Genomic DNA, 23,496 nt, shown 5'->3' with positions numbered 1-23,496 from the left:
CTGGACGGACGACGAAGACGGGATCCGCTTCGTACTCACCACCTTCCTCTGCGTGTTCCGCATGCTGAAGCACCTGCGGCTCTGGGGCAGCCCGCCGTGTCCTGGCCGAGGATGTACGTCCTTGGCGCCCACGCAGGGTCTGCGAGGGGGATGGGGGTGGTGTGCGGAGGACGGGTGGCTACTCTCGTCTCTCCATCGATCTTGATTGCAGGGGAGCAGGCCGTGCGTAACGCCGTCGTGACGCCCGAGGGTGACCAGATCCGCTGGGTGGAGCTGCCGGGGGAGGAGCCTTCCCGCGTCTACGTGCATGGTCTGGGCGCCACCTCGCCCGCCTACTTCGCGGAGGTCGCGGCCCACCCGCTGCTGGCCGGTCGCCGTTCGCTGCTGATCGACCTGCTCGGTCACGGCCTCAGCGACCGGCCGACCGGCTTCAACTACACCCTGGAAGCGCACGCCGATGCCCTCGCGAAGGCCCTGACCGCCGCGGGCGTTGCTGGTGCGGAGCTGATCGCGCACAGCATGGGCGGCTCGGCGGCCATCGTCCTGGCCGCCCGGCACCCGCACCTGGTCTCCCGACTGGTCCTGGTCGATGCCAACCTCGACCCGCTCCCACGCCGGTCTGGCTCCGGCGGCAGCAGCGGCATCGCCGCGTACTCCGAGCAGGAGTTCCTGGCAGGCGGCTGGGAAGAGGTCCGCGACCGGGTCGGCCCCCACTGGTGGTCCACCATGCGCCTGGCCGGCCGCGAGGCCCTGCACCGCAGCGCGGTCCACCTCACCCGCGGCACCGTCCCCACCATGCGCGAACTCCTGCTGGACTTGGAGATTCCCCGCGCCTACCTGCTGCCCGAGGCCGACGGCCCGCTCTCGGGCGCCGATGCGCTCGCCGAGGCGGGGGTGGCTGTGGTGCCGATCCCGGACTGCGGGCACAACATCATGCTGGACAATCCGCAAGCCTTCGCCCGTGCCACCGCGGCCGCACTCGCAGACCGGAGCCAGGAATAGCGGAGCTGCGGGCAACCAGCAGGCGGTGACGTGGGGGCAGCCGCACGGGTTCCTTCTCGCGTGACCTTGAAATGGGCCCGTGTGGCCTTGCCGCTGGCGACCTCGTCCGGCAGGTGGCCGTCATCCCGATACCGTCGTCGCCGCGCAGGCGGGATCCGCAGGCTGAAGGGCATCGGCGGTGCGGCGCTGACGACTTGGAGCGTGTCCTATGTGGTGAGGCGGGCGTCGTCGGGCGGCAGGGGTGCGGGGAACGGGGAGTTGGATCGCGCCGGCCGGTCTGTGGGAGGTCACCAGGCCCGGCCCGCGATGGCCATGGCCGTCGACAGGCGGCCCGACGACCATGCACCTCAGCATCCACGGTGTGACGAGGTCATTGCCCATCCGGCTCACGCATCGAAATCGTGATCCCCGTACTCGACGTAACCCCGGTCGATCAGCTCGTCCTCCAACTCGTCCCCTTCGAGGCCGTCAAGTTCATCAAGGTCTTCAAGCGGGCCGTCGCCGAGCATGACGTAGTCACCGTCCTGAGCTGTCTCACCCACGAGCGGTGGGACGAGCATGCTGTCCCAGTCCACAGTGACCTCGATCCTGTCGTCGAAGTCGCCGAAGAACATCCCGTCGGCAAGCGCCATCCTCACCTTCTCCGGATCATCCGCACCAACGGCGTAGCCGGTGGGCTTCCCCGATCCACGGAAGGTGATGTCCGGGTAGCCGTCGACTCGGATGGTGACGAACGGGTGGAGATCTATCGAACGCGTTCTTTCGCCCCGCTGATACACGTCCAGGTACAGATCCGCACCGCGGCTGTAGTTGAACAGCAGCCACACGTTGATGGACTCCGCGAGTTCGGAGTCCAGAGCGGCCATGGCTTCGTCGAGGCTGCCGCAGATGTGGTGAGCGTCCTTCCTGGCCGCGCCAGGGGACACGCCGAACCTCACGTCGTAGAAACTCTTGGGCACCATGTTCGGAAGCCTACGCAGGGGCACTGACAACCGGCTGTCGGCACAGGGCCGGCAACCGGCCGTGGCTCAAGGCCACAGGGGAGAGGCGCCAGTTACCCTGCCGGCCCTGCCGATGGCGCAAGGCCCGGCGAGTATGTCGCCGGGCCTCGTCGCGTCCTGGTCGGCGCGTTGGTGCCATCTCGATCACTCCGCCTCACCGTGGGGGACCGGCCGGCGCAGCAGCCTCCCCGTTGTGGCTGCTGCGCCGTTCGGTCCTACGTGTGCCTATGCCGTTGCGCTCTGCCTGACGCTTTGTGGCCACCCCCGTACAAGGCCACAAAGCATGCAGACGGCGGCCGATAACACCCGCCGTGGTGAGCAGAGGGCGACGAGCCATGAGGCGGTCAGGCTCAGCTGCCCGCCGGTCGGGATCTCCAGTCGTAACGGGCTGCGTCGTCCGGTCACTGGTGGACCGCCGGTCGGTCTCGCTCGACGCCCTGCCCGGACTCGTACCAAGCGATCGGCGAGTCGTAGCGGGGGCCATAGGTGCCGTGGGTTTCGAGATCCTCTGTGTCGGCGCTGTCCACGATGCCGGAAAGCGCCCGGTACAGCGTCTCCCCATCGTGTTCGCTGCCCAAGGCTGGAGGAGTGAGCTGGTCCCCCTCTCGGAGGTAGGCCAGCATCCTCTCGTGGGGAGAGGAGTGACGGTCGTTCATACAAGATCTCCATCTGTCGGTTTACGGTGATAGCCACCGCGCTGAAGACACGGCTCTGTTGTGGCCTATGTCCTCAGCTCGGGTTCCATCCGTCCGACGCCCTGGTGCCACGGCCGGGGCGCGGCGGCCGCCGAAGGACAGCCGCCGGGAGCCCGGTCTCGGTCTACACAGGTTCGACTTCCTCCTCGCCCTGCTGGAGCCTGGCCTTCGCCTCGGCCTCGGCCAGCTCCCTGCTCACGGTTGCCGAGGAGATCTCCAGCAGTTCGGCGATCTCGGTGCCCTTCAGACCCCACACGTGCTTGAGCTCCCAGACGGCGGCCTGGCGCTCATCGGCGATCGCGGCCTTCACCGACTCCAGCAACTCCAGATACTCAAGTCCAGCGGTCGGATCCATGCCCAACAAGCGTGAGTCTTCCGGCAGATCGCCGTAGGACCGCTCCAGGGAGGCGTGCTTGCGCCGGTAGTGACTGTTGATCTTGTTACGGGCCACCACCGTGGCGAAGACGATGACCGGCTTCTCGAACTTCGTACCCTTACGGAACTCCTGGAAGACCGCGAGACATACCTCCTGGGTGATGTCCTGCGCCAAGTGATAGTCATGGGTGATCCGAGTGACGGAGGCGATCAACCGCGGCTCGATGGTCTGCAGCGCCTCCTTCAGCTCCTCTTCCCTGTCTTTCGACAGCCGAGGGGGCGGATCCACGGAGCAGTTCCCGTCCCCTGAGCGCTGTCCCATGTTGTCCCTTTCCTCATACCGGGCACCAACCCCGGGCTCCCTTACAGGACGCGGCCGCCGCCGCGGTTTTTTCATCGGCCGGGCATGAAAATCCCCGCGCTCCCCACGGGCCCTGGAGGCATGGACCTTCGCATTGCCTTCGCCCTCGTGCTTGGTGGACTCGCCGTCCACATCGCCTACTACAACCCGGTGTTGGGTGCCGCGATCGGCATCGGCGTCGTGGTCGTCACCCTGCTCCTGGTGCTCTTGAAGAAGTGAACTCCTGACACTGAGTGGGGCGAGGGCCCTGAGGACGGCCCGCCGCGCCGAGCAGGGGAGCGGCCGGCTTCCGGGCCTGAGATGCGAGAAGGCCCGTGTCAGGGAGCCTCCGCAAAACCCGTTGGCGGAGCGTGGCGGCCACTGCTACTTTCCCGGAGGCCGTGCGAGAGAAAGAGGAGGTGGTACCCGTGAACGCAGTATCGACATGGGTGCTCCCCTCCGGGGTCACGGTCGGGCGGTAGGTGTCGTCCGGGAGCGCCGTTCAAGCGCACTCCCGAAAGGCACGACCATGCACTTCACTTCCGAACAGCGCCTCGACGACGGTGTCCTCGAGCGCGAATTCACCCTCGGCGAGATCCCCGGCACCCTGTGGACGCCCGGATCCGCCGCACCGGCCCCGCTGATCCTGATGGCCCACAACAACGGCCTGCCCAAGGCGCAACCCCGGCTGGTGGCCCGGGCCCGGCAATCCGCGGCGTACGGCTACGCGGTGGCCACCATCGACGCCGCCGGGTGCGGTGACCGGCCCCGTTCCGCCGCCGACGAGCAGGCCCGCGCCGACCTCCGCCGGGCGATGCAGGCCGGCGAGCCGGTCGACGAGATCTTCGAGTCCTTCATCGGCCCGCTGGTCGAAAAGGCGGTCCCGGAATGGCAGACCACTCTGGACGCCCTCCTCGCGCTGCCCGAGATTGGTGGCCCGGTCGGGTACTCGGGATGGATGGCCCTCGGCATCCGGCTGGCGGTGGTCGAGCCGCGCATCGCCGCCGCCGGCTTCTTCGCCGGGGGTTACGTGCCCAGCGCCCAGCGCGAGCAGGCCCGGCAGGTCACCATTCCGCTGCTGGTCCTGCTGCAGTGGGACGACGAGGGGAACCCCCGGCAGCGGGCCTTGGACCTCTTCGACGCCTTCGGTACCAAGGAGAAGACGCTGCACGCCAATATGGGCGGGCACACCGGCACCCCGTGGTTCGAGGTGGAGGACGGGAACCGGTTCTTCGGCCGACACCTGAAGTGAGGCCGGCCCGTTCAGCCGGCAGCAGCCGGTAGGCGGGGTCGGTCAGGTCACCGCCATCGAGGACAGGTCCCGGCCCTCCTCGATGGCGGTGGCGGTGGCGCGGCAGATACGCAACCGCGCCGATCGCGACGGTACCGGCCATCGGCCGTACCGACCCTCGGCGTTACCTGCCCGAGCGCAACATCGAGGCGCGGATTAATGCATCGCAGGCGGCCGACGCCGCATTTATGGTGATCGGATGCTGAAGTTCACCGATGTCATCCTCGACTGCCCCGACCCCTGGAAGCTGGCCGAGTTCTACGCCGAGCTGCTGAGCTGGGAGATCAACACCGACATCAGCACCGAGGACTGGGTCAACCTGCGCAACGACGGCGTCGAGCTGTCGTTTCAGCGGGTGGAGAACTACCAGCAGCCCAGCTGGCCGGGCCAGGAGCATCCGCAGCAGTTCCACCTCGACTTCGAAGTGGACGAGTTCGAGCCCGAGCACCTCAGGGTGATCAAGCTGGGCGCCACCCTCCAAAAGAGCTTCGTCGGCGAGTCCGGCTACGGGTGGCAGGTTTACCTCGACCCGGCCGGGCATCCGTTCTGCCTGTGCCGCAACCCTCCCCAGTCCTGACCGCACACGACGGGAAACCCCAAGTCGGGGCGGTGAGCCGTCGTGATCGTAGCGATGTGCTGTCAGTGACGGCGAGCGCATCAACCAGGGGTGAGCGGTGGGAGGGCCGCCTCACCCGTGCTGCGGATACGGTCGCGACCTTCGAAGGAGGCCCGCGCGCGGGGGCGTTGGCGACGATCGACACATGTGTCGTCACACGCCCAGAGAGGTTCACGAATGAGACTCCCCGACACCGCGCACACCTCCCGGCCCTGGCTGATCCACGAGATGGCGGGCGACTTCCGTCTCTATGACGTGTGGGCGCTGCCGACGCCGGGAGGCCCTGACGACTTCGGGCACCTGGTACGGCAGACCATCGGGGGTGACACGTCGGACAGCCCGTCCTGGGTCGCCCGTACGCTCTTCGCGATCCGCTGGAAACTCGGGAAGCTGCTCGGCTGGGACGGCCCCGACTCCGACATCGGCTCCCGGGTTCCGTCGCTGCGCGACCGGCTGCCCACCGATCTGCGCGACGGCCCGTTCGGGCCCGAGTTCGACCGTCTGCCCTTCCGTTCGATCTATCTGACGGGCAACGAGTGGGCGTCGGAGATGAGCAACCGGACCATGCACGGAGTGATGCACATGAGCTGGGTCCCGGACGGAGTCGGCGGCTACCGTGGCCAGATGGCTGTGTTGGTGAAGCCGAACGGCCTGTTCGGGCGGGCCTATATGGCCGCGATCGCGCCGTTCCGGCACCTGCTCGTGTACCCGCCGCTGTTGCGGGGCATCGCAGCCGAGTGGCGAGCCGACCCGCCCCACGCCCCGTCGCCCGCGGCCTAGCGGTGTTGTCCGGGATGGTGCAGCGGATCCCGCACTGCCCGGCCGTGATCACGATCGACATCGGCTTCTGGCCCTGCTCGACGGCCCCTGTGCTGCACGGTGAAGGGCTGTCCGGCCCCCTTCCGTTCCGTCATGGGCCCCATGGCGCGCGGTTGCGGGCTCATCCCTCCTGGGGCGGGGGAGTGCGTGCGGCCGCGCGGGCGAGACTTTCCTCGATGAGCCGCAGGGCCTCCAGCGATGCGGACTGCTGATCGGCGGTGAGGCCGCCCGTCGAGGCGTCTTCGAGTTCGGTCCAGATGCGTTCGACTTCCCGACGCAGTGCCTGGCTGGCGGCCGTCGGTTCGACGATGACGGCCCGCCTGTCGTCGGGGCAGGGGCGGCGGCGGACGAAGCCGGCGTTTTCCAGGCGCTTGATGCTGCGGGTCATGGTGGCGGCGTCGGAGTCGATCAGGCGTACGAGGTCGGTCTGCCGCTGGGGGCCGAGTTCCCACAGATGCATCATCACCAGTTCCTGGCCGAGGTGGAGGCCGAGGGGGCGCAGGAGCTGCCCGGCGATCATGCGGTGGAGCCGGGCCACGCGGAAGATCGCGTGACTGACCGGCCCCGCATGGGCGGAGGCGGGCACCGGCACCGTGGAGGTGGCCGGCGCCGCCTTCTGCTGCTGCTTCTGCGTGTCCTGGCTGGATGCCCGGCTCATCAAGATCGTCCCTTCCTCGCCTCCCCGGCTGCTGAAACTGGCCGGACAGTAATCAGGATAACCGCCCTTTGCTGCGCTTCTTTCATCCTTCGAGTCATTCGATGTGCCCGTAAGGCGGCAGGTAGCACCGACTGGAGGCTCGTCGGGTGGCGCGGGTCACGTGGCGGGGGAGGAATGAGCGGCGTGCTTTACTTGTTCGAACAGGTAACGCGGTGCGATGAGCACCTGCACACCGATGGAGTGCCGTCGTGCCCGGCGGCCTCCCGCTCCTCACCAAGGGAATGATCATGACGACCGCGTTCGATCCGATCGAGCTGGGCGGCAGGCGTCTGGCCAACCGCATAGCGATGGCGCCGATGACCCGTAGCCGCGCCTATGGGCCGGGGGCCACCGCGACGGAGCTGATGGCGACCTACTACGCCCAGCGGGCAAGTGCCGGCCTGATCATCACCGAGGGCGTCCAGCCGTCGGTGATCGGCCAGGGCTACCCCGACACCCCGGGCCTGCACTCCGCCGAGCAGGTCGCCGCCTGGCGGCAGGTGACCGACGCGGTCCACCGCGAGGGCGGGGTGATCTTCGCGCAGCTGATGCACACGGGCCGCATCGGCCACCCCAGCCTGCTGCCCGACGGTCTGACCCCGGTGGGCCCCTCCGCCGTCGCGGCGAAGGGGCAGGTGTACACCCGCCAGGGTCCCCAGGACTTCGTCACGCCGAACGAACTGGAGCACGACGAGATCGTGCGGACGATCGCCGACTTCGCCGAAGCGGCGCGCAACGCGATCGCCGCCGGCTTCGACGGGGTGGAGATCCATGGCGCTAACGGCTACCTGATCCACCAGTTCCTCGCCCCCAATGCCAATCAGCGCACCGACACCTGGGGAGGCGACGCCGCGGGCCGGGTGCGCTTCGCCGTCGAGGTCGCCGGGGCCGTCGCCGAGGCGATCGGCGCCCACCGGACCGGTATCCGCATCTCTCCCGGCACCCCCTTCAACGACATCGCCGAGACCGACCCGGCGGATCTGGAGGAGACCTACACGGCCCTGGTGGCCGGTCTCGCCCCGCTGGACCTGGCCTATCTGCACGTACTCGAAGGCCCCGACCAGAGTCTGACCGGGCGCCTGCGCAAGGACTGGCCCGGCACGTTCGTCCTCAACCCGTTCACGCACCCCGAGCCGACCGGCCACGACTCCCTCGGCCTGGTCGAGAACGGCGCCGCGGACCTGATCGCCTTCGGCGCGCTGTTCCTGGCCAACCCCGACCTGCCGCGCCGCCTCGCGTCCGGCGGCCCCTACAACGAGCCCGACCGGGCGGCCTATTACGGCGGCGACGAGCGCGGCTACACCGACTACCCGGCCCTGCCCGTCTGACCGGGGCCCCTCGTCTGACCGGGACCCCTCGACCGGCCGGGGAACGGCGGACCGACCGCCCAGGGCGCGCTTCCGCGAGCCCCGGCCCCCCTCGCAACCTTCCACACCTACCTGAAGGATCCGTCATGAGCGCCCTCGCCCGCAGACTCCAGCACGCCGTCTACGGCGGCCCCGAGGTACTCGAAGTGACCGAGGTGCCGCTGCCCGAGCCCGGCCCCGGCCAGGTCCGCGTCCGCATCCACGCCGCAGGCGCCAACGCCCTGGACTCCAAGAAGCGCCGGGGCCTGTTCGCTCCCGGCCAGGAGGCCCCCGCCGAACCCCAGCCACTGGGTCTGGAGATGGCCGGTGTCATCGACGCCGTCGGTCCCGGTGTCACGCGGTGGAAGACCGGCCGGCCGGTGCTGGGACGCACCGCCCAGCCGGACGCCGTCGCCACCCACGCGCTGGCCGACGCCGACGACATCGTCGCCAAGCCCGATGCCCTCACCTTCGAGCAGGCCGCCGCCCTGCCGATCGCCACCGAGACGGCGTATCGCACCCTGCGCCAGCTCGGGGTGGTCGCCGGTCAGACCCTGCTGGTGCACGCCGCCGCGGGCGGTGTCGGTCTCGTGGCCGTCCAGCTCGCCCGCGCCCTGGGCACCACGGTCATCGGCACCGCCGGCGAAGCCAACCACTCCTTCCTCCGCGAACTCGGCGCCACCCCCGTCACCTACGGCGACGGCCTGGCCGAACGGATACGCGCCGCCGCCCCGCAGGGCATCGACGCCGTGCTCGACGCCTCCGGCCGCGGCGTCCTGCCCCTGTCCGTCGAACTGACCGGAAACCCGGAGAAGGTCGTCACCATCGCCGACCTCGACGCCGCCCGGCACGGCGTGCGCTTCTCCCGGGGGATGCTCCCCCTGCCGCAGGTCATGGAGGACGTCATGCCCATGATCGAAGACGGCCGCCTCCGCATGCCCCTCGAAGCGGTCTTCCCCCTGGAGCAGGCGGCCGACGCCTACCGCCGACTCGACGACGGCCACCTGCGAGGCAAGATCGTCATCACCACCAGGACGCCCCTCGACCCGGAGGCGCGGGCGGTGCTCGGCATGGTCGTGTAGCGCGGTGTTCCCCAGCTCCACGAACTTCTCGCTCCCGTGGCCCGCGCGGCGATGGACGGGATGTGGGCCGACCTCGGGGGCGAGCCGGCAGCGGTGGCCCGGACCGAGGACGCGCTGGCCGACGGCGTTCCCGTCAAGCTGTACTGGCCGGAGGGCGAGGGCCCGCGCGTCTCGCCGCTCCACGCGGACGCCGCCACCCTGGCCGCCGCCCCTCCGACACTGGCGATCACCGCCGGGTACGACCCGCTGCGGGACGAGGTCGAGGCGTATGCGCAGCGGCTGCGCGAAGCCGGTGTCACGGTGGAGCAGGTGCGCTACGAGGCCCAGATAGCCGTGTCGGCTGACTGAGCACACACGCGGGAACCGGCGGGGTGACGAACCGGGTCCGGCAGGTTCATGTGCCGGACCCGGCGGTGTCAGCCATTCATGGCCGCCCAGAACTCCTCGAACGACATCTGGCGGTCGCCGTTGGTGTCGAGCGAGTCGATCAGTTCCTGGGCCTGCGCCTCGGTGATCTCCGAGCCCTCCAGCTCCGCCACGACCTTGCGGTATTCGTCCGCGGTGACCTGGCCGTCCCCGTCGACGTCGTAGCGCTCGAAGACCTTCCGCGCTGCCGTCTCCACGATGTCTGCCATGTGCTCCGCCCTTCTGCGATCTTCGCTGACGGGCCCAGGCTATCTGCCCGTTCGGAGCGACTCGGGGCCGCCCGACCCTGCCCGGCCGTCGCGGGCCGAACCCGTCGACGCCCGCGGCTGCTTCAGCCCGGCAGCGCGTCCTCGAGCTGTGTCAGCTCTCCCGGGCTCAGCCGGAGTTCCGTGGCCTGGGCCGAGTCGGTGATGGAGGTCGGGCGGCTGGCTCCCGGCACCGGGATCACCGCGGGGGAGCGGTGCAGCAGCCAGGCCAAGGCGATCTGCTGCGGGCTGACGCCGTGCTCGGCCGCGATGCGGTGGAAGGCGGTGCCGGCAGAGGTCGGGCCGGAGGGGCCGTCGAGGGAACTGCGGGAGATGCCGCCCAGGGGGCTCCAGGGCAGGAACGCCAGGCCCAGCTGTGCGCTCAGTTGCAGCTCGGGCTCGCTGTCCCGGATGGCGGGCGAGTACTGGTTTTGTACCGAGACGAGTCGGTCGCCGAGGATCTGATGCGCCTGGCAGATCTGGTCGGTGGTCACGTTCGAGATGCCGGCGGCGCGGATCGTGCCGGCGTCGAGCAGGTCGTGCAAGGCGCCGACGGACTCCGCCCAGGGCACGGCCGGGTCCGGCTTGTGCAGCTGGTACAGGCCGATGGCCTCGCCCCCCAGTCGCCTGGCGGAGGCCTCGGCGGCGTGCCTGAGGTGTTCCGGGGTGGCGGTGACGGTCCAGCTGCCGTCTCCGGGACGGCCGCGCCCGCCCTTGGTCGCGATCAGGACGCCGGAGGTGTCGCCGCCGTAGCGGGCCAGGGCGCGGGCGATCAGGAGCTCGTTGTGGCCTGCCTCGCCGGCGTGCCAGTGGTAGCTGTCGGCGGTGTCGATGAGCGTGACGCCGGCGTCGAGGGCGGCGTGGACGGTGGCGATGGCCCGCTTCTCGTCCGGGCGGTCCTCGATGGACAGCGGCATGGCGCCCAGGCCGATGGCGCTGACGGTGATGTCGGCGATGGTGCGGTACTGCATGGCGGTTGGTGTTTCCTCAGGCGGGAGCGGCGGATGCGGTGATCGTTTCGGCGACGGCGCCGGGCAGCCAGTCGGTGGTACGGGAGAAGGCGAAGCCCAGCTGTTTCGCGCGGGTGTTGCTCATGGCGTAGTGCCGGTCGAAGGAGAACGGTGAGGCGGCCCCGCCCGCGGCGACGGTCCGGTAGACGGGCTCGCGGCCGGTCCGCGCGGCGACGATCGCGGCCAGGTCGCGCACATCGAGCAGGCCGTCGGAGCAGGCGTTGACCGGACCGGTGAAGTCGGTGGCGGTGGCCGCCCACAGCAGCAGGTCCGCCAGCTCCTCGTAGTGGATGAACACCGTCGGCAGCGCCTCGGCGTGCACCACGATCTCGTCGCCCTGGGCGATGCGCTCGGTGTAGTGGGCGAGTCGGCCGGTGAACTCCCTTCTGCCGCCGCCGAGCACATGCGCGCTGCGCACCGAGGCGAACGCGAAGCCGCCGTCCCGGGTGAGGACGGCCTCCGCCTGGCGCTTGCCCTCGGCGTAGTGCGCCTCCAGGTATGCCTCGTCGTGCCAGGGGAGGTCGACGGCCACCTGCCAGGCGCGCGGGTCCACGTTCTCCTCCGGCACCGTGATACCCGCCGGCACGGCCGGCAGCGCGGCGGTCGCCGGGTCGTAGACCTCGATCGTGGAGGTCATGACGTAGCGCCGGGTGCGGCCGGCGAAGGCGCGGGCGGCGATCGCGGCCTGCACGGGGGTGTAGCAGATCTGATCGACGACCACGTCGAAGGTGCGCGAGCCGAGGGCGGCGACGAGACCGGCCTCGTCGTCGCGGTCGACAACGAGGTGCTCGACACCGGTGGGCGGTTGAGCGGAGCCGCGGTTGAGCACGGTGACCTGGTGGCCGGCCGCCTGGAGGCGCTCGACCAGGAGCCTTCCGAAGTAGCGGCTGCCGCCGATGACGCAGATTCTTTGCATGCCCCCACCCTGGACGCCTACCGTCATCAGGTGAAGTGACGGCTTGCTGGAAGCGTGTTAAGGAATACTGTTGATCGATGTGCAGCGGCTCCGCGTCCTGCGGGCGGTGGCGGACCACGGCAGCTTCAGCAAGGCGGCCGCGGCTCTCCACCTCACCCCCTCCGCCGTCTCCCAGCACGTAGCGGTGCTGGAACGCAGCCTCGGTGCCCAGGTCGTGGCACGCAGCACGCGCGGGGTCACCCTCACCCAGGCCGGCCAGATCATGGTCGGGGCCGCCGAGTCCGTCGCGGCCGAGCTCGCACAGGCGAGGCAGCAGGTCGAGCGGCTCAGCACGGGCCGCGTACAGCTCACCGTCGCCACCTTCACCAGCGGCGGCAGGCACCTCCTGCCCGACGCCCTCCCCCGGCTCATGGCAAGCCATCCCGGCACCCTGCTCCACGTCCGGGAGGGAGAGCCCGAGGACACCGTGCCCCTAGTCCGCCAAGGCGCCGTCGACCTCGCACTCGCCTACCACTTCGACGGCCCGCTGCCTGTCGGGCCGGGCTCCGGCAACAGCCTGCAGTGGACCGCACTCCTGGAAGACCCCCTGCACGTCGTCATGCCCGACGAGCACCGACTCGCCGACCGCGCGTCACTCGACATCGCCGAGCTGGCAGCCGAGCCCTGGGTGCTCGGCTGCCTCAAGACCGAGGCGTACCTGCGCCGTTACGCCGAGCGCGCGGGCTTCGAACCGGAAGTGCGCGGCACCACCACCGACTACTTCTTCGCCCGCTCGCTCGTCGCCGCGGGAATGGGGATCTCCCTGATCCCTTCCATCGCGCTCGTCCCGACGGTGCCGGGTCTGCGCGCCGTCCCGATCGAGCCGCCGGCTCCGACCCGGCACATCGGCGTCGCCACCATCGGCCGCCGTCACGACCGCCCCCACGTCACGACGTTGATCGAAGCCCTCCGCGAGCAGGCGAGGTACCGATCGGAGGGCCCCGGACAGCCGATGTCCACGCAGCCCGTGCCGTTGGGCAGGGGGGAGAGACAGACCACGGGCGTGTAGTCCTCGCTGAACGCCGCCGCTGTCGTCCCCTAGTAGGGTCGTGGTGGGTCACCAGTAGGGTCGTGTTGGGTCAACGCCGTGGCGTGTCCGCACGGGCCGGAAGCATGGGAGGGGCGCAGATGATCGCGTCGGTGTTGTTGCTGTTGGTGGGCTTGGGCGTGCTGGCCGCGATCGTGGTCGTCGTCGCCGTGGCGCTGAGCACGCGCGGCAGGAGCGCGCAGTCGCAGGTGGCCCCCGGGGGTTGGGGCGCGGGTCCGGGTATGCCGCACCAGGCGCCGTATCCGCCCGCCCAGCAGCCCGGCCAGGGGTTCCCGCCGGCGCAGCAGCCGGGCGCGCAGGCGTATCCGCCGGTCGCCCCTCCGGGACAGCCGCCGCAGTACCCCGGACCGTACGGCGCCCAACCGCCACAACAGCCGCCCTATCAGGGGCAGTGACATCCGAAGACCGCCGACGGCCGGCGCGAAGACTCCCCTGACCTCGTTCCTGGAGGCGACATGACCAGCGCCCTTCTCGTGATGGACGTCCAACAGGCCATCGTGGACATCGCCGATGACGGCTCCGGATATCTGCCACGCCTGCGCAGAGCGATCGACGGGGCCCGGGCGGCGAACATTCCTGTGATCTACGTGGTCATCGCGCTCCGTCCCGGTTTCCCGGAAGTCGGCACGCGCAACAGGGCGCTCACCGCCATCGCACGGGCCGGCCTCTTCGTCGAGGGCGCCCCAGGCACCGAGATCCACCCCGAGGTCGCGCCCCGGGCGGGCGAGGTGGTGGTCACCAAGAGACGGGCGAGCGCGTTCGCGGGCAGCGATCTCGACGTGGTGTTGAGGGCGCGCGGTATCGACAGCCTCGTGCTCACCGGCATCGCCACCAGCGCCGTGGTGCTGTCCACCCTCTGCCAGGCGAACGATCTGGACTTCGGCCTCACCGTCCTGTCCGACGCCTGCCTGGACACCGACCCGGAGCTGCACCGGGTCCTCATCGAGCGGCTGTTCCCGCAGTGGGCGGATGTCGTCACCGTCGACGACTGGGTCAAGGCGATCGCACCTCAATAGCGCGAGACCGGGTGGACCGCAGCACCGATCTCGCCCACGCCCTCATCACCGAATCCGGCATCGACGACGCCGTCCGTGCCTACGAGAACCTCATGCTGCCGCGCTCGGCCCAGGCCGCCCAGGACTGCGTCGAGGCACTCGACTGCTCAATGAGCGTTTTCAGCGTGGCCGCTGATCGGGTGACGGGGCCGGGATGAGGGAGGGGTTCGCAACGCACAGGGCTCCAGTGCCGTTGAGGGAGGTGTTCGAAGTCTCAACCCATCGGCGTAGGAGCCCTGTTGGTTCCGCATCCTGCCGCACTCGACCTCCCACACGCCCTGGTCGAGTGGGTCACCGCCCACGCCTACGTCACCGCCGTCACCGGACTGCTCGCCAATCGCGCCCCGGGCCTTCTCAAAACGCTGCGCGAGAACGACCCGGACTTCGTCCTGCTGGACGGGACACTCGTCGAGTGCGACCTCGTCGGCGACAGCCGTGCCGACTACTCCGCCAAGCACCGCCGGCACGGCGTGAACGTCCAGGTCGTCACCGAACTCGGCCGGCGAAGTGCTTTGGATCTCGCCCGCCCTGCCGGGCCACAGCCACGATCTGACCGCCACCCGCACCCACAAGATCGTCCGGATCTGCGAGCGACAAGGTGTCCCGATCCTCGCCGACCGCGCCTACACGGGCGCCGGCCCATGGGTCACCACAGGCCTCAAACGACCGCCCGGCGGGGAGCTCACTCCCACTCAGCGCACTGTCAACCGTGCCCTCGCCCAGGCACGGGCCCCTGTCGAACGCGGCATGGCACGGCTGAAGTGCTGGCAGATCTTCCGCAGATCCCGGATCAGCCCCAACCGCATGACCGTCATCACCAAGGCCGTTCTCACCCTGGAGAGGCAACGTTGAAAGCCTCGCTCTCGGGCGATATGCCCATCGCGCAAACCGAGGGCACATCAGCCTCGCACCAGTCCTCTTGGCACCGGAGGCCGAACGCTAATTTCCTGGCCTTGGGGGATGGCCCGTCTGCAGTGCGGAGGAACTACAACACACGCAGGGCCTGGTCAACGTCACGCTCACGCCTGGCGAGTGCATGCAACACGGCTTGATCGCCCGTGCTGGTCCCGGGCGGCTGCGACCAGCAAATCCACCGCGATGGCGAGCGCAGCATCGGGCACTCGGCATGGCGCATCGACACTGAGCGCGAGGTCATCGAGGTGCACCGTCAGCTCGACGCAACGGGTCTGCAGGTATCCGTCGAGGAACATCTCCTCTCCCGGCCGATGGAGGACGGCCACTCGTCGATCGGCCGGCTCCACGCCCAGCCGCTGAGACAGTCCCACCCACGCTGCCCGGGCCTGCTCAGCCACGACAGTGGGGCCGGCTGCAGCAGTTTCCTCGCTGCGGGCACGCACCCCGACGTTCAGCGCAGAGTGCGGCAACGACGTATCTGAGAGCCGCGCGTAGTACCGAACCGGTGACACCGGTTCTGCGCCGCATACCTGGCCGTCGAGGAACCACTCGACCTGGAGGACGCTACGCGCAAGGTGACCGGCCAGCCCACCCACTGACATCCCGGGGAGCACGGACTCGGTTTCCCAGCATCGGGCGACCTGCTCTGTGGCAAGCAGGTACACCGCCTTCTCGGCAGCCTGCAGGTATGTCTTCCGGATCTCATCAGTCATTCGGGCATCGCCGCAATCTCATCGTCACAGCTGCTGACACGTCCACGTTATGGATCGACCCGCCGCCTCGGCCGCCCCGAGGGCTCGCCCACGCGGGGAGTGCCGTGGGCGGGGAGCGGGCGGGCGCAATCGGCTTGCATCGAAGTCCACCAGGTTCCGCCGGTGACCACGGGCCCGTGTCAGGCTGCGGCCTCGTGGTGGGCGTTGGTCCGGATTGTGGCCAGGTCCGCCGCCCGCCGGACCGAATCGGCAGAGGCGGCCAGCAGCGGCATCCGGACGGCCGGGCTGGGGATGCGGCCCTGGGCGTGCAATACCCCCTTGATCACGGTCGGGTTCGGCTCGGCGAAGAGCGCGGCGGACAGCCGGGCCAGCCCTGCTCCCAGCTTGCGGGCCGGTCCGGTAGCGTCCCGCTGCCACAGCGAGATCAGCTCGGCGAAGTCAGCGGTGCGGACATTGGCCGACGCCAGGATGCCGCCGTGGGCGCCCGCCGCGAGCAGCGGCGAGATGACGGCGTCGTCGCCGCCGAGCACCGCGAAGCCCGGTGACGACGAGCCGAGCAGTTCCATCGTGGCCGCGTCGATCGCGCCGGTCGCGTACTTGACCCCGACGACCTCCGGTAGGTGCCCGATCGTGTTCAGGGTGCTGGTGCTGAGGGGCTGACCGGTGCGGTACGGGATGTCATAGACGACCAGCGGCAGGCCCCCTTGTTCGGCGAGCGCCGTGAAGTGCGCCAGCGTTCCCGCCTCACCGGGCCGGGTGTAGGGCGGCGCGGGAACCAGCGCCGCGGTGACGTCACCGCTCTGAGCGAGCTCCCGCAGCGTCGTGACGGCGGCGGCAGTGTCGTTGGTGCCGACGCCGACGATCAGCGGAGCTCCGTGTGCCCGGCAGGCGGCCGAGCAGATGCGGACCACTGCCCGCTTCTCCTCGGCGGTCAGCGTGGCTGCCTCCCCGGTGGTGCCCAGGGCAACGAGTCCGCGAGCGCCGGCCGACAGCGCCTCGCTGGCGAGGCAGGCGAGCGCGTCCGGGGCGAGGTGCAGGTCGTCGGTGAACGGAGTCACCAAGGGGACAAACAGGCCGGTGAGGTTCGCTTCGGGCTTCATGCGCCCAGCCTGACCGACGCAAACCCGTAGATCCAGTTCACATTTCTTCGCTCATACGTAAGATCATCTTATGCTTGATGTCCGACGTCTCCATCTGCTGCGCGAACTGGACCGACGCGGCACCATCGCGGCCGTGGCCGAGGCACATTCCTTCACTGCCTCGGCCGTCTCCCAGCAGCTGGGCGTGCTTGAGCGCGAGGCTGGCGTGCCCCTGCTGGAGCGAAGTGGCAGACGGGTGGTGCTCACGCCTGCGGGCCGCACCCTCGTCACCCACGCCGACGCCGTTCTCGAACGTCTCGAACTGGCGGTCTCCGAGCTGGCCGGGGCACGCGAGGGCATCGGCGGGCCACTGCGGATCGGGACGTTTCCCTCTGGCGGCCTGGCGATCGTGCCCGCCACGCTGGCCGAACTAGCCCTGCGGCATCCCGCGCTGGAACCGATGTTGCAGGAGATCGACTCGGCGCGAGTCTCCGACGGCCTGCGCGCCGGCGAGCTCGACGTGGCCCTCGTCCACGACTACGACTTCGTTCCCGCGTCACCGGACACCACGGTTGATCAGGTGCCCCTGTTGGAGGAGTCGATGTACCTGGCCACGGGCGGCGGCGCCACCGACAGCGCTCCCGCTACCGGTCCTGCCGCCCTTGGCGACACGCTGGCGAAGCTGCTCGGACCGTGGGCCACGTCCCCATGGATCACGGCCCGGGACGGTACGACCGGTCACGCGATGGCCGTACGCGCCTGTCAGGCGGCCGGTTTCCAGCCGCGCATCCGCCATCAGGTCAACGACTTCCGTACGGTCCTGGCACTGGCCGCGATCGGGCAAGGTGCGGGATTCGTACCGGAGATGGCCACCGCACACGCTCCCGAGGGTGTGGTCCTGACCCGGCTGCCCCTCTTCCGTCGCTCGAAGGTCGCCTTCCGCGCGGGCGGCGGCAGGCACCCTGCGATCGCAGCATTCGTGGCGGCGGCGCGAACAGCGGTGGGCGCTACGGGCGGTGCCTCCTAGTCAGGGACGGAGACCAGAAATGCGTATGCGGTCACAGCAGTAGCTGGCTCGAGGGATGACTTCAATACTCAGGCCGCGGCCCGCTGCGGCACCCATCCGGGGGAACGCGGTCACCCGGCCTGGCACCTCTCCTGCCGCCGCCTTCGGCGATGGCGATCTCGGCGGCGCGGTGATGGGCGCTCTGGTACGCCTCGGCGTTGCTCGGTTCCTTCTGTCAGGCGCGCGGATGGTGACGATGGCGGAGTGCAGGCTGCCGGGAGTGATGCCGGGGTGGCGGGCGGCTGCGGCTTCCGCAGATCCCGGATCAGCCCCAACCGCATGACCGTCATCACCAAGGCCGTCGTCACCCTGGAGAGGCAGCGCTGAAAAGGCTCAGTGAGCGCTGCCGATCGGGGCTTCGCGGTGGGTGGTCCTGGTCAGGCTCAGCGCGAGGAAGGCGAGCAAGGCGAGGACGGCCGAGATGGTCATGCCCGCGAACATGGGCAGTGCGGTGTGCTCACCGCCGAGGCCGACCAGTGGGGCGGCGATGGCACTCAGGACGCTCTGGGCGGTGCCGAGGAGAGCGGAGCCGGTTCCGGCGGCATGGGGGACGCGCTCCAGCGCGAGTGCGCTCGCGTTGACGGCGACCAGGCTGATGCCGATGAAGGCCAGGTACAGCAGGGCCAGAACCAGCGGTAGGCGCAGCCGGTCGGCCACGGCGCATGCGCACAGGGCGGCGGAGGGGGCGAGCATCGTCCAAAGGCCGGTGTGCAGCAGAGAGGTGGGGGAGAAGCGGCCGACGAGCCGGGTGATCACGAGGCCGGAGACCACGCTCACGGCGCCGACCGAGGCGAACGCGGTGGAGGTCTGGGCGACGCTCAGACCGAGCAGGTTCTGGAAGAGGAAGGACGCGCCGCCCAAGTAGCAGAAGAGCACCGCCAGAGCCATCCCGAAACAGAGCGTGTGGCCCAGGTAGCTGCGGTTGGCGAGGACCTCGCGCACCGACCGGAGGGTCGCCCGAGCGCCTCCGGTCCGGCGCCGCTCGCGCGGCAGGCTCTCGGGCACCGCGAAGACCGCGCCCGTAAAGGCGAGGAGCGAGGTTGCGGCCAGGACCCAGAAGACCGCGCGCCAGCCGGCGGTCTCGATCACCATGCCGCCCGCCACGGGGGCGATGGCGGGGGCGACGGCGAGCAGGGACATCAGGACGCCGAGCAGTTTCGCCGCTCGCGCGCCTGTGGCGACGTCCGAGATGACGGCGCGGCCGATCACCACGCCGGCAGCTCCGCTGAGGCCCTGGAGGAAGCGCAGGGCGACCAGGTAGTCGAGCGAGGGCGCGAGCGCGCACAGACCGGTGGCGACGACACAGACCGCCGAGCCCACCAGGATCGGCGTACGGCGCCCGAACCGGTCCGAGAGCGGTCCGAGGATCAGCTGGCCCAGCCCCATGCCTGTCAGGAACGAGGTGAGCGTGAGCTGGACACCGGAGGCATCGGTGCCCAGGTCCCCCGCCAATTGCGGAAAGGCGGGCAGATACATGTCTGTGGCAAGGGGCATCACCAAGGCGAGCAGCACCAGGGCCGCTGTCATCACGGGCATCGCGGGGAACTCCAAGCAGGAAAACGTGCACAGCAGGCAGCACGCACGAACAAGGGGTCCTTGCGCTCCTGGAGCGGTTGCGCCTCGTGCGGTGCCGGACACGACGCTAGGAGGTAAGGAACCGGCCCGGCGTCGGTCCACAGACCGGAACCGCACGCTCCGCAAGCCCTACTGCCAGGAGCGCACAGTGCTGGGCCATCGGACCTCGGTCCGCGCGTGCGCACGCGTTCACGGCAGAGCGTGGCGCCGCAGCCAACGCTCCGGTGCCTTGCGATGGAGCTCGGCATCCAAGGAGCACAGGGGGAGCCGAGACGGAGTGCACGTAGCGAACACAGTGCACGTAGCGAACGCAGTGCACCGTGGCGGATACCGAGAACAACCTCGTGAACGCGTACTACGCGCGGCCCGCGATGTCAGCCCTCGCCGGAGACGTGGCCGGCCGCCGGATCCTGGACGCCGGCTGCGGCTCGGGCCCGCTGCCCGCCGCACTGCGCGACCGCGGTGCCGTCGTGACCGGCATCGACGCCAGCGCCAAGATGCTGGCGTTGGCCAGGCGGCGGCTGGGCGACGACGTGGCCCTGTATGTGTGTGATCTGAGCGACCGCCTGCCGTTCGCCGACGGCGCGTTCGACGACGTGGTCGCGTCGCTGGTCCTGCACTACCTGGAGGACTGGGGGCCGACGCTGGCCGAGATGCGGCGCGTGCGACTGGAGGTTCAAGTCGAGGTACCGCCGTCGGCCACTGGCTCGGAGAAATAGCGCTGCGACCGGACGGTGCACCGCCTCGCGGCATCTCCTTTTCGTCCGCACGGATTCCCCCAGGGCAGAATGCCTTTTCCGGACCGCGGGCAGGCGGCCGGAATGGGCGGGACACGTCGCGGAGCGGCACGTACCATCCGATCCGTGACACCGATATATGTGCTGGACGGCACGCAGATCAGAACGCTGGAAGACTTCTGGCGCGTCATCGGCGAAGCGATCAACGGCCCTGGCGGCTACTTCGGTCGGAACCTCGATGCCTTCGCCGACTGCCTCGGCGGTGGATACGGGGCGCCCGAAGACGATGACTATGTGGTCGAGTGGCGCGACCACCAGGTGTCTCGCGAGCATCTCGGCTATCCGGAGACGGCTCGCCAGTTGGAGATCCGGTTGTCACGCTGCCACCCCACCAACCGCCCTTCTGTCGGCGCCGACCTTGCCGCAGCGAGAGAAGAGCGCGGAACCACTGTCTTTGATTGGCTGGTCGAAATCTTCGACGACCGCGCTCCGGGCGTTCTGCGACTCCGGTGACAGGGCACGAGGACACAGAACGCGTTGCCCGCCGGCTCGGCGAGGAGCGTCCACGGGACGTCGCCCTGCGGTACAGGCGCTGGTGTGCGCGGCGCCGGGCCCGCGGCCTTCGATGTCAGTGGTCCCGCGTACGGTCTGCACATGGTTGATCAGAAGCCCCGCTCGATACACGACTTCGCGACCTGGGAGCCCGTGCTGCGGCTGCTGCGGGCCGGCGACGCGGAAGGGCAGGCCGCCCGGTCTGTCCGCGTGGCGGGACGCATCGGCCGGCACGGCTGGAGTCTGCCCCTGCGGCGACGGCTGCCGCCGCCCGGCCGCGCCGCCCAGACCGAGGACATGCGGGACGAGTCCGACGCGGTGGAGCGGGTTCAGCACGCGCTCGCCGACATCGGCGTCGACGACGTCTCGTTCACTGCCGAGATCTCGCCGACCGGCAAGGTCGCGCTCCGCCTGCTCGGGCCCAGCCCCGCCGTGGAACCCGGCATCGGCACCCCGCACCCGGGGGCGATCATTCTGGTTGAGGGCGCCGTTCCTGAGCCATGGCGCCGTCTACCCGATCCGGTGCCCGGGGCGGCGCCGGCTCCTACGGCGGATCGGGACCTGCTGGAACGGACGCTGCGTGAGCGGCTGCCCGGCGCCATCGGCGCGACGGAGGCGGAGATCACCACTGCGGAAGCACGCCTTGGCATCACCCTGCCCGACGAGCTCAAGGCGCTCTACCGGGTGACGCGGGCGCGCTGGGAGGACTGGGGCGACGACTACGAGGCGGCGGAGCGCGAATCCACCGCGGTCGGCTGCGAGCTCTTCGCGTTGGACGACCTGTACATCGCCGACGCGTCGTCCCGCCACTGCCGTTGGGAGTTCGCGGCGAAGGAGGCGGTCGTCACGCCGCCCGACGCCGCGGTGCAGGGCCTGGTCGGCTCACCCGGCTGGATCGTCTTCGGGGACAACGGCGGTGGCGACCGGCTGGCCGTCGATCTGACCCCCGGCCCACAGGGACATACGGGGCAGATCATCATGATCGGCCACGAGGGGAACGTCGGCGCCTCCCTGGTCGCCGACTCGCTCACCGACCTGATAGCGAACCGGCACAGCAGGCGACATGGCAGCTCGGGCCAGGACCAGCCGCCCGCCGTGGCTCATGTCAACATCCGAAGCATGCCCAGTGTCGAGGCCGCCGCCCACCCTGGCTTGGAGGTGTTGTCCATCGGCGTCTGGGACAGCGTGCCGCTCAGCCTCGCCCCGGTCACCGCACTGCCCCGCCTGCGGACCCTTGCCGCCTACCCCGGCACGCTCGCCGACCCTCTGCAGATCGCCGAACTCACCGGTCTGGAGTTCCTGGAACTCGGCCCGCAGGAATGGCGTGTCCTCCTCGACGCCGGAGCCGTCCCACGCAGTCTGTCGGCCGCCGCCATCACGGTGCACGGCAACCAGGACCCGCTGCCCATCGTGGCCATCGCCAACGAACTCCTGGCCCTCTGGGACCGGCCCCAGATCATCCAGACCGTCCTCGAAGGCAACCTTGGCGCCGCGCGGTAGAGGCATGTGGTCAGCGGGGCCGGAGCCGTCAGCGAGGCTGGAGCCGGGCGCGCAGGAGGCAGAACTCATTGCCTTCTGGGTCGGCCAGGACGTGCCAGCTCTCGGTGCCGGTCTGGCCGACGTCGACGGGCTCGGCGCCGAGCGCGAGCAGCCGCTCCAGCTCGGCGTCCTGGTCACGGTCCGTGGCGTTGACGTCGATGTGCAGTCGCAGCTTTCCGGTCCGCGGGGCGCTGCTGGGGCTGAGGACGAGGGTGGGCTGCAGGCCCCCGAATCCGGCGTCGGGCGGTCCGATCTCGATGCTTCCGTCGTCCTCCCGGTCGAGTTCGACGTAGCCGAGGACCTTGCTCCAGAATGCGGCCAGGCCGTCGGGATCGGCGCAGTCGATGACCAGCTCACTGATGCGGCATGCCATGCCCGCAGTGTACGGAGACAGCCTGGCCGCGGCCGCGGTTGTTGACTCTCACACCGTGTCAGGCGGTCAGCTCGGAGACATCATGTTCACCATCGGAAACTTCGCCCGGCACGGCCGCGTCTCGGTCCGGATGCTGCGTCACTACGACGCGACCGGTCTGTTGCACCCGGCCCACGTCGATCCCACCAGCGGCTATCGCTACTACACCGCCGCTCAGCTCGCCCGGCTCAACCGGATCATCGCGCTCAAGGACCTGGGGTTCACCCTCCAGCAGGTGCGCGACATCGTGGACGAGAAGGTCGGAGCCGAGGAACTGCGCGGCATGCTGCGGCTGCGGCGGGCCGAACTGGAGACCGCCATGGCTGCCGCGGAGGCACGGCTGGTCCAGGTCGAGGCGAGGCTCCGAGCGATCGAGAGCGAGGGGCACATGCCCACGAACGACGTTGTCATCAAGAGCGTCTCCACGATCCGGGTGGCGGAGCTGACCGCCACCGCCGAGAGTTTCGAGCCCCAGGACATCGGCCCGGTCATCGGGCCGCTCTACGACGAACTGTTCCGGCTGCTGGGCGCGGCGGGCATCGCCCCCACGGGCCCCGGAGTCGCCTCCTACGAGGACGCCCCGGAGGGTGCTGGCAGGATCACCGTCCACGCCGCCGTCCAGGTCTCCGCCCCTCTCCAGGAGGGCGCCTTCCGGATCCTCGACCTGCCGTCCCTCGACCAGGCGGCGACGATCGTGCACCGCGGCTCGATGGCTGCCGTGCTGCCCACCGCCCAGACGCTGGCTCGCTGGATCGACGCCAACGGCTACCAGACGACGGGTTACCCCCGTGAGGTCAACCTGGAGTGCCCCGAGAACCGGGACGACTGGGTGACGGAACTGCAGGCACCGGTGACCCGGGCCTGATGCATGCTCTGCGGCCGACGAGGCGGCGCGGTGTCACCTC

27 protein-coding genes and 3 pseudogenes are annotated in these 23,496 nt (G+C 69.9%); 19 read left to right on the top strand and 11 right to left on the bottom strand.

Annotation, left to right across the window (positions count from 1 at the left end; all coding sequences use genetic code 11):
• The first annotated feature begins 222 nt into the window (after nucleotides 1–222).
• On the top strand, nucleotides 223–1,002 hold the full coding sequence (locus tag ACFWZH_RS23730; protein WP_384434583.1) for an alpha/beta fold hydrolase: 780 nt from the start codon (nucleotides 223–225) through the stop codon (nucleotides 1,000–1,002).
• 386 nt (nucleotides 1,003–1,388) lie between these two features.
• Here ACFWZH_RS23730 and ACFWZH_RS23725 read toward each other — a convergent pair whose 3' ends face one another.
• From ACFWZH_RS23725 to ACFWZH_RS23715, 3 genes are all read right to left on the bottom strand, one after another.
• On the bottom strand, nucleotides 1,389–1,964 hold the full coding sequence (locus ACFWZH_RS23725) for a hypothetical protein (RefSeq protein ID WP_384434580.1): 576 nt from the start codon (nucleotides 1,962–1,964) through the stop codon (nucleotides 1,389–1,391).
• 440 nt (nucleotides 1,965–2,404) lie between these two features.
• Nucleotides 2,405–2,659, bottom strand: a complete 255-nt coding sequence (locus ACFWZH_RS23720; protein ID WP_384434577.1) for a hypothetical protein — start codon at nucleotides 2,657–2,659, stop codon at nucleotides 2,405–2,407.
• Nucleotides 2,660–2,822: 163 nt separating this feature from the next.
• Nucleotides 2,823–3,395, bottom strand: a complete 573-nt coding sequence (locus tag ACFWZH_RS23715) for an RNA polymerase sigma factor (protein ID WP_384434573.1) — start codon at nucleotides 3,393–3,395, stop codon at nucleotides 2,823–2,825.
• 120 nt (nucleotides 3,396–3,515) lie between these two features.
• Here ACFWZH_RS23715 and ACFWZH_RS23710 point away from each other — a divergent pair, with 120 nt between their 5' ends.
• From ACFWZH_RS23710 to ACFWZH_RS23695, 4 genes are all read left to right on the top strand, one after another.
• Nucleotides 3,516–3,653 (top strand): hypothetical protein, encoded by a 138-nt coding sequence (locus ACFWZH_RS23710; protein WP_384434570.1) that lies wholly within the window; start codon nucleotides 3,516–3,518, stop codon nucleotides 3,651–3,653.
• 289 nt (nucleotides 3,654–3,942) lie between these two features.
• Entirely contained in the window at nucleotides 3,943–4,665 is a 723-nt protein-coding gene (locus ACFWZH_RS23705) for a dienelactone hydrolase family protein (RefSeq protein WP_384434568.1), read from the top strand.
• A 238-nt stretch (nucleotides 4,666–4,903) separates the two neighbouring features.
• Nucleotides 4,904–5,281, top strand: coding sequence for a VOC family protein (locus ACFWZH_RS23700; RefSeq protein WP_384434565.1), 378 nt, complete (start codon nucleotides 4,904–4,906; stop codon nucleotides 5,279–5,281).
• 216 nt (nucleotides 5,282–5,497) lie between these two features.
• On the top strand, nucleotides 5,498–6,100 hold the full coding sequence (locus ACFWZH_RS23695; RefSeq protein WP_384434563.1) for a DUF2867 domain-containing protein: 603 nt from the start codon (nucleotides 5,498–5,500) through the stop codon (nucleotides 6,098–6,100).
• A 160-nt stretch (nucleotides 6,101–6,260) separates the two neighbouring features.
• Here ACFWZH_RS23695 and ACFWZH_RS23690 read toward each other — a convergent pair whose 3' ends face one another.
• Complete coding sequence (locus tag ACFWZH_RS23690) at nucleotides 6,261–6,797, bottom strand: MarR family winged helix-turn-helix transcriptional regulator (RefSeq protein ID WP_384434560.1); 537 nt, start codon at nucleotides 6,795–6,797, stop codon at nucleotides 6,261–6,263.
• Nucleotides 6,798–7,084: 287 nt separating this feature from the next.
• On the opposite strand from ACFWZH_RS23690, the gene ACFWZH_RS23685 reads away from it, so the two are divergent.
• The 3 genes from ACFWZH_RS23685 to ACFWZH_RS23675 all read left to right on the top strand — a co-directional run bounded on the left by ACFWZH_RS23685 (nucleotide 7,085) and on the right by ACFWZH_RS23675 (nucleotide 9,612).
• A complete protein-coding gene (locus tag ACFWZH_RS23685) occupies nucleotides 7,085–8,164 on the top strand; it encodes an alkene reductase (RefSeq protein ID WP_384434941.1) in 1,080 nt (359 codons plus the stop codon).
• Between the two features lie 125 nt (nucleotides 8,165–8,289).
• Complete coding sequence (locus tag ACFWZH_RS23680) at nucleotides 8,290–9,264, top strand: NADP-dependent oxidoreductase (protein ID WP_384434557.1); 975 nt, start codon at nucleotides 8,290–8,292, stop codon at nucleotides 9,262–9,264.
• A 36-nt stretch (nucleotides 9,265–9,300) separates the two neighbouring features.
• The gene (locus ACFWZH_RS23675; protein ID WP_384434554.1) at nucleotides 9,301–9,612 is read left to right on the top strand and encodes an alpha/beta hydrolase fold domain-containing protein; all 312 of its coding nucleotides are present in this window, start codon (nucleotides 9,301–9,303) and stop codon (nucleotides 9,610–9,612) included.
• 68 nt (nucleotides 9,613–9,680) lie between these two features.
• On the opposite strand, the gene ACFWZH_RS23670 is transcribed toward ACFWZH_RS23675, so the two are convergent.
• From ACFWZH_RS23670 to ACFWZH_RS23660, 3 genes are all read right to left on the bottom strand, one after another.
• Entirely contained in the window at nucleotides 9,681–9,899 is a 219-nt protein-coding gene (locus tag ACFWZH_RS23670; RefSeq protein WP_201808806.1) for an EF-hand domain-containing protein, read from the bottom strand.
• Nucleotides 9,900–10,021: 122 nt separating this feature from the next.
• The gene (locus ACFWZH_RS23665; protein WP_384434551.1) at nucleotides 10,022–10,906 is read right to left on the bottom strand and encodes an aldo/keto reductase; all 885 of its coding nucleotides are present in this window, start codon (nucleotides 10,904–10,906) and stop codon (nucleotides 10,022–10,024) included.
• Between the two features lie 16 nt (nucleotides 10,907–10,922).
• The gene (locus ACFWZH_RS23660; protein WP_384434548.1) at nucleotides 10,923–11,861 is read right to left on the bottom strand and encodes an NAD-dependent epimerase/dehydratase family protein; all 939 of its coding nucleotides are present in this window, start codon (nucleotides 11,859–11,861) and stop codon (nucleotides 10,923–10,925) included.
• A gap of 70 nt (nucleotides 11,862–11,931) precedes the next feature.
• On the opposite strand from ACFWZH_RS23660, the gene ACFWZH_RS23655 reads away from it, so the two are divergent.
• The 5 genes and pseudogenes from ACFWZH_RS23655 (at nucleotide 11,932) to ACFWZH_RS23635 (ending at nucleotide 14,855) form a co-directional block, all read left to right on the top strand.
• Nucleotides 11,932–12,909, top strand: coding sequence for a LysR family transcriptional regulator (locus ACFWZH_RS23655; RefSeq protein ID WP_384434545.1), 978 nt, complete (start codon nucleotides 11,932–11,934; stop codon nucleotides 12,907–12,909).
• A gap of 119 nt (nucleotides 12,910–13,028) precedes the next feature.
• Complete coding sequence (locus tag ACFWZH_RS23650) at nucleotides 13,029–13,343, top strand: hypothetical protein (protein WP_384434543.1); 315 nt, start codon at nucleotides 13,029–13,031, stop codon at nucleotides 13,341–13,343.
• Between the two features lie 60 nt (nucleotides 13,344–13,403).
• Nucleotides 13,404–13,964: a cysteine hydrolase family protein gene (locus ACFWZH_RS23645; RefSeq protein ID WP_384434540.1), complete on the top strand. Its 561-nt coding sequence runs from the start codon at nucleotides 13,404–13,406 to the stop codon at nucleotides 13,962–13,964.
• An 11-nt stretch (nucleotides 13,965–13,975) separates the two neighbouring features.
• A complete protein-coding gene (locus ACFWZH_RS23640) occupies nucleotides 13,976–14,161 on the top strand; it encodes a hypothetical protein (protein ID WP_384434537.1) in 186 nt (61 codons plus the stop codon).
• An 81-nt stretch (nucleotides 14,162–14,242) separates the two neighbouring features.
• A pseudogene (locus ACFWZH_RS23635) lies at nucleotides 14,243–14,855 on the top strand (transposase family protein).
• A gap of 167 nt (nucleotides 14,856–15,022) precedes the next feature.
• Here ACFWZH_RS23635 and ACFWZH_RS23630 read toward each other — a convergent pair.
• Nucleotides 15,023–15,631, bottom strand: a complete 609-nt coding sequence (locus ACFWZH_RS23630; protein WP_384434534.1) for a maleylpyruvate isomerase N-terminal domain-containing protein — start codon at nucleotides 15,629–15,631, stop codon at nucleotides 15,023–15,025.
• 179 nt (nucleotides 15,632–15,810) lie between these two features.
• Nucleotides 15,811–16,731, bottom strand: a complete 921-nt coding sequence (gene dapA, locus ACFWZH_RS23625) for a 4-hydroxy-tetrahydrodipicolinate synthase (protein ID WP_384434531.1) — start codon at nucleotides 16,729–16,731, stop codon at nucleotides 15,811–15,813.
• Nucleotides 16,732–16,801: 70 nt separating this feature from the next.
• Between dapA and ACFWZH_RS23620 the strand changes: the two genes are divergently transcribed.
• Both ACFWZH_RS23620 and ACFWZH_RS23615 read left to right on the top strand, forming a co-directional pair.
• Complete coding sequence (locus tag ACFWZH_RS23620; RefSeq protein WP_384434528.1) at nucleotides 16,802–17,737, top strand: LysR substrate-binding domain-containing protein; 936 nt, start codon at nucleotides 16,802–16,804, stop codon at nucleotides 17,735–17,737.
• Nucleotides 17,738–18,025: 288 nt separating this feature from the next.
• Nucleotides 18,026–18,103, top strand: a pseudogene (locus tag ACFWZH_RS23615) (IS5/IS1182 family transposase); the annotation flags it as partial.
• 6 nt (nucleotides 18,104–18,109) lie between these two features.
• Here the strand turns inward: ACFWZH_RS23615 and ACFWZH_RS23610 are convergent.
• The gene (locus ACFWZH_RS23610) at nucleotides 18,110–19,312 is read right to left on the bottom strand and encodes a multidrug effflux MFS transporter (RefSeq protein WP_384434525.1); all 1,203 of its coding nucleotides are present in this window, start codon (nucleotides 19,310–19,312) and stop codon (nucleotides 18,110–18,112) included.
• A 362-nt stretch (nucleotides 19,313–19,674) separates the two neighbouring features.
• On the opposite strand from ACFWZH_RS23610, the pseudogene ACFWZH_RS23605 reads away from it, so the two are divergent.
• The 3 genes and pseudogenes from ACFWZH_RS23605 to ACFWZH_RS23595 all read left to right on the top strand — a co-directional run.
• A pseudogene (locus ACFWZH_RS23605) lies at nucleotides 19,675–20,043 on the top strand (class I SAM-dependent methyltransferase); the annotation flags it as partial.
• Nucleotides 20,044–20,214: 171 nt separating this feature from the next.
• Entirely contained in the window at nucleotides 20,215–20,601 is a 387-nt protein-coding gene (locus tag ACFWZH_RS23600) for a barstar family protein (protein WP_384434522.1), read from the top strand.
• A gap of 141 nt (nucleotides 20,602–20,742) precedes the next feature.
• Nucleotides 20,743–22,140, top strand: coding sequence for an SMI1/KNR4 family protein (locus ACFWZH_RS23595; protein ID WP_384434519.1), 1,398 nt, complete (start codon nucleotides 20,743–20,745; stop codon nucleotides 22,138–22,140).
• A gap of 28 nt (nucleotides 22,141–22,168) precedes the next feature.
• Here the strand turns inward: ACFWZH_RS23595 and ACFWZH_RS23590 are convergent, their stop codons facing one another.
• Nucleotides 22,169–22,552 carry a VOC family protein gene (locus ACFWZH_RS23590; RefSeq protein ID WP_384434516.1) on the bottom strand — a complete coding sequence of 128 codons (384 nt, stop codon included), beginning with the start codon at nucleotides 22,550–22,552 and terminating at the stop codon, nucleotides 22,169–22,171.
• Nucleotides 22,553–22,634: 82 nt separating this feature from the next.
• On the opposite strand from ACFWZH_RS23590, the gene ACFWZH_RS23585 reads away from it, so the two are divergent.
• On the top strand, nucleotides 22,635–23,456 hold the full coding sequence (locus tag ACFWZH_RS23585) for a MerR family transcriptional regulator (protein WP_384434513.1): 822 nt from the start codon (nucleotides 22,635–22,637) through the stop codon (nucleotides 23,454–23,456).
• Nucleotides 23,457–23,496: the final 40 nt, after the last annotated feature.

The organism is Streptomyces sp. NPDC059008, assembly GCF_042749045.1.
Lineage (GTDB): Bacteria > Actinomycetota > Actinomycetes > Streptomycetales > Streptomycetaceae > Streptomyces.
This window is presented reverse-complemented; position numbering and strand designations above follow the sequence as displayed.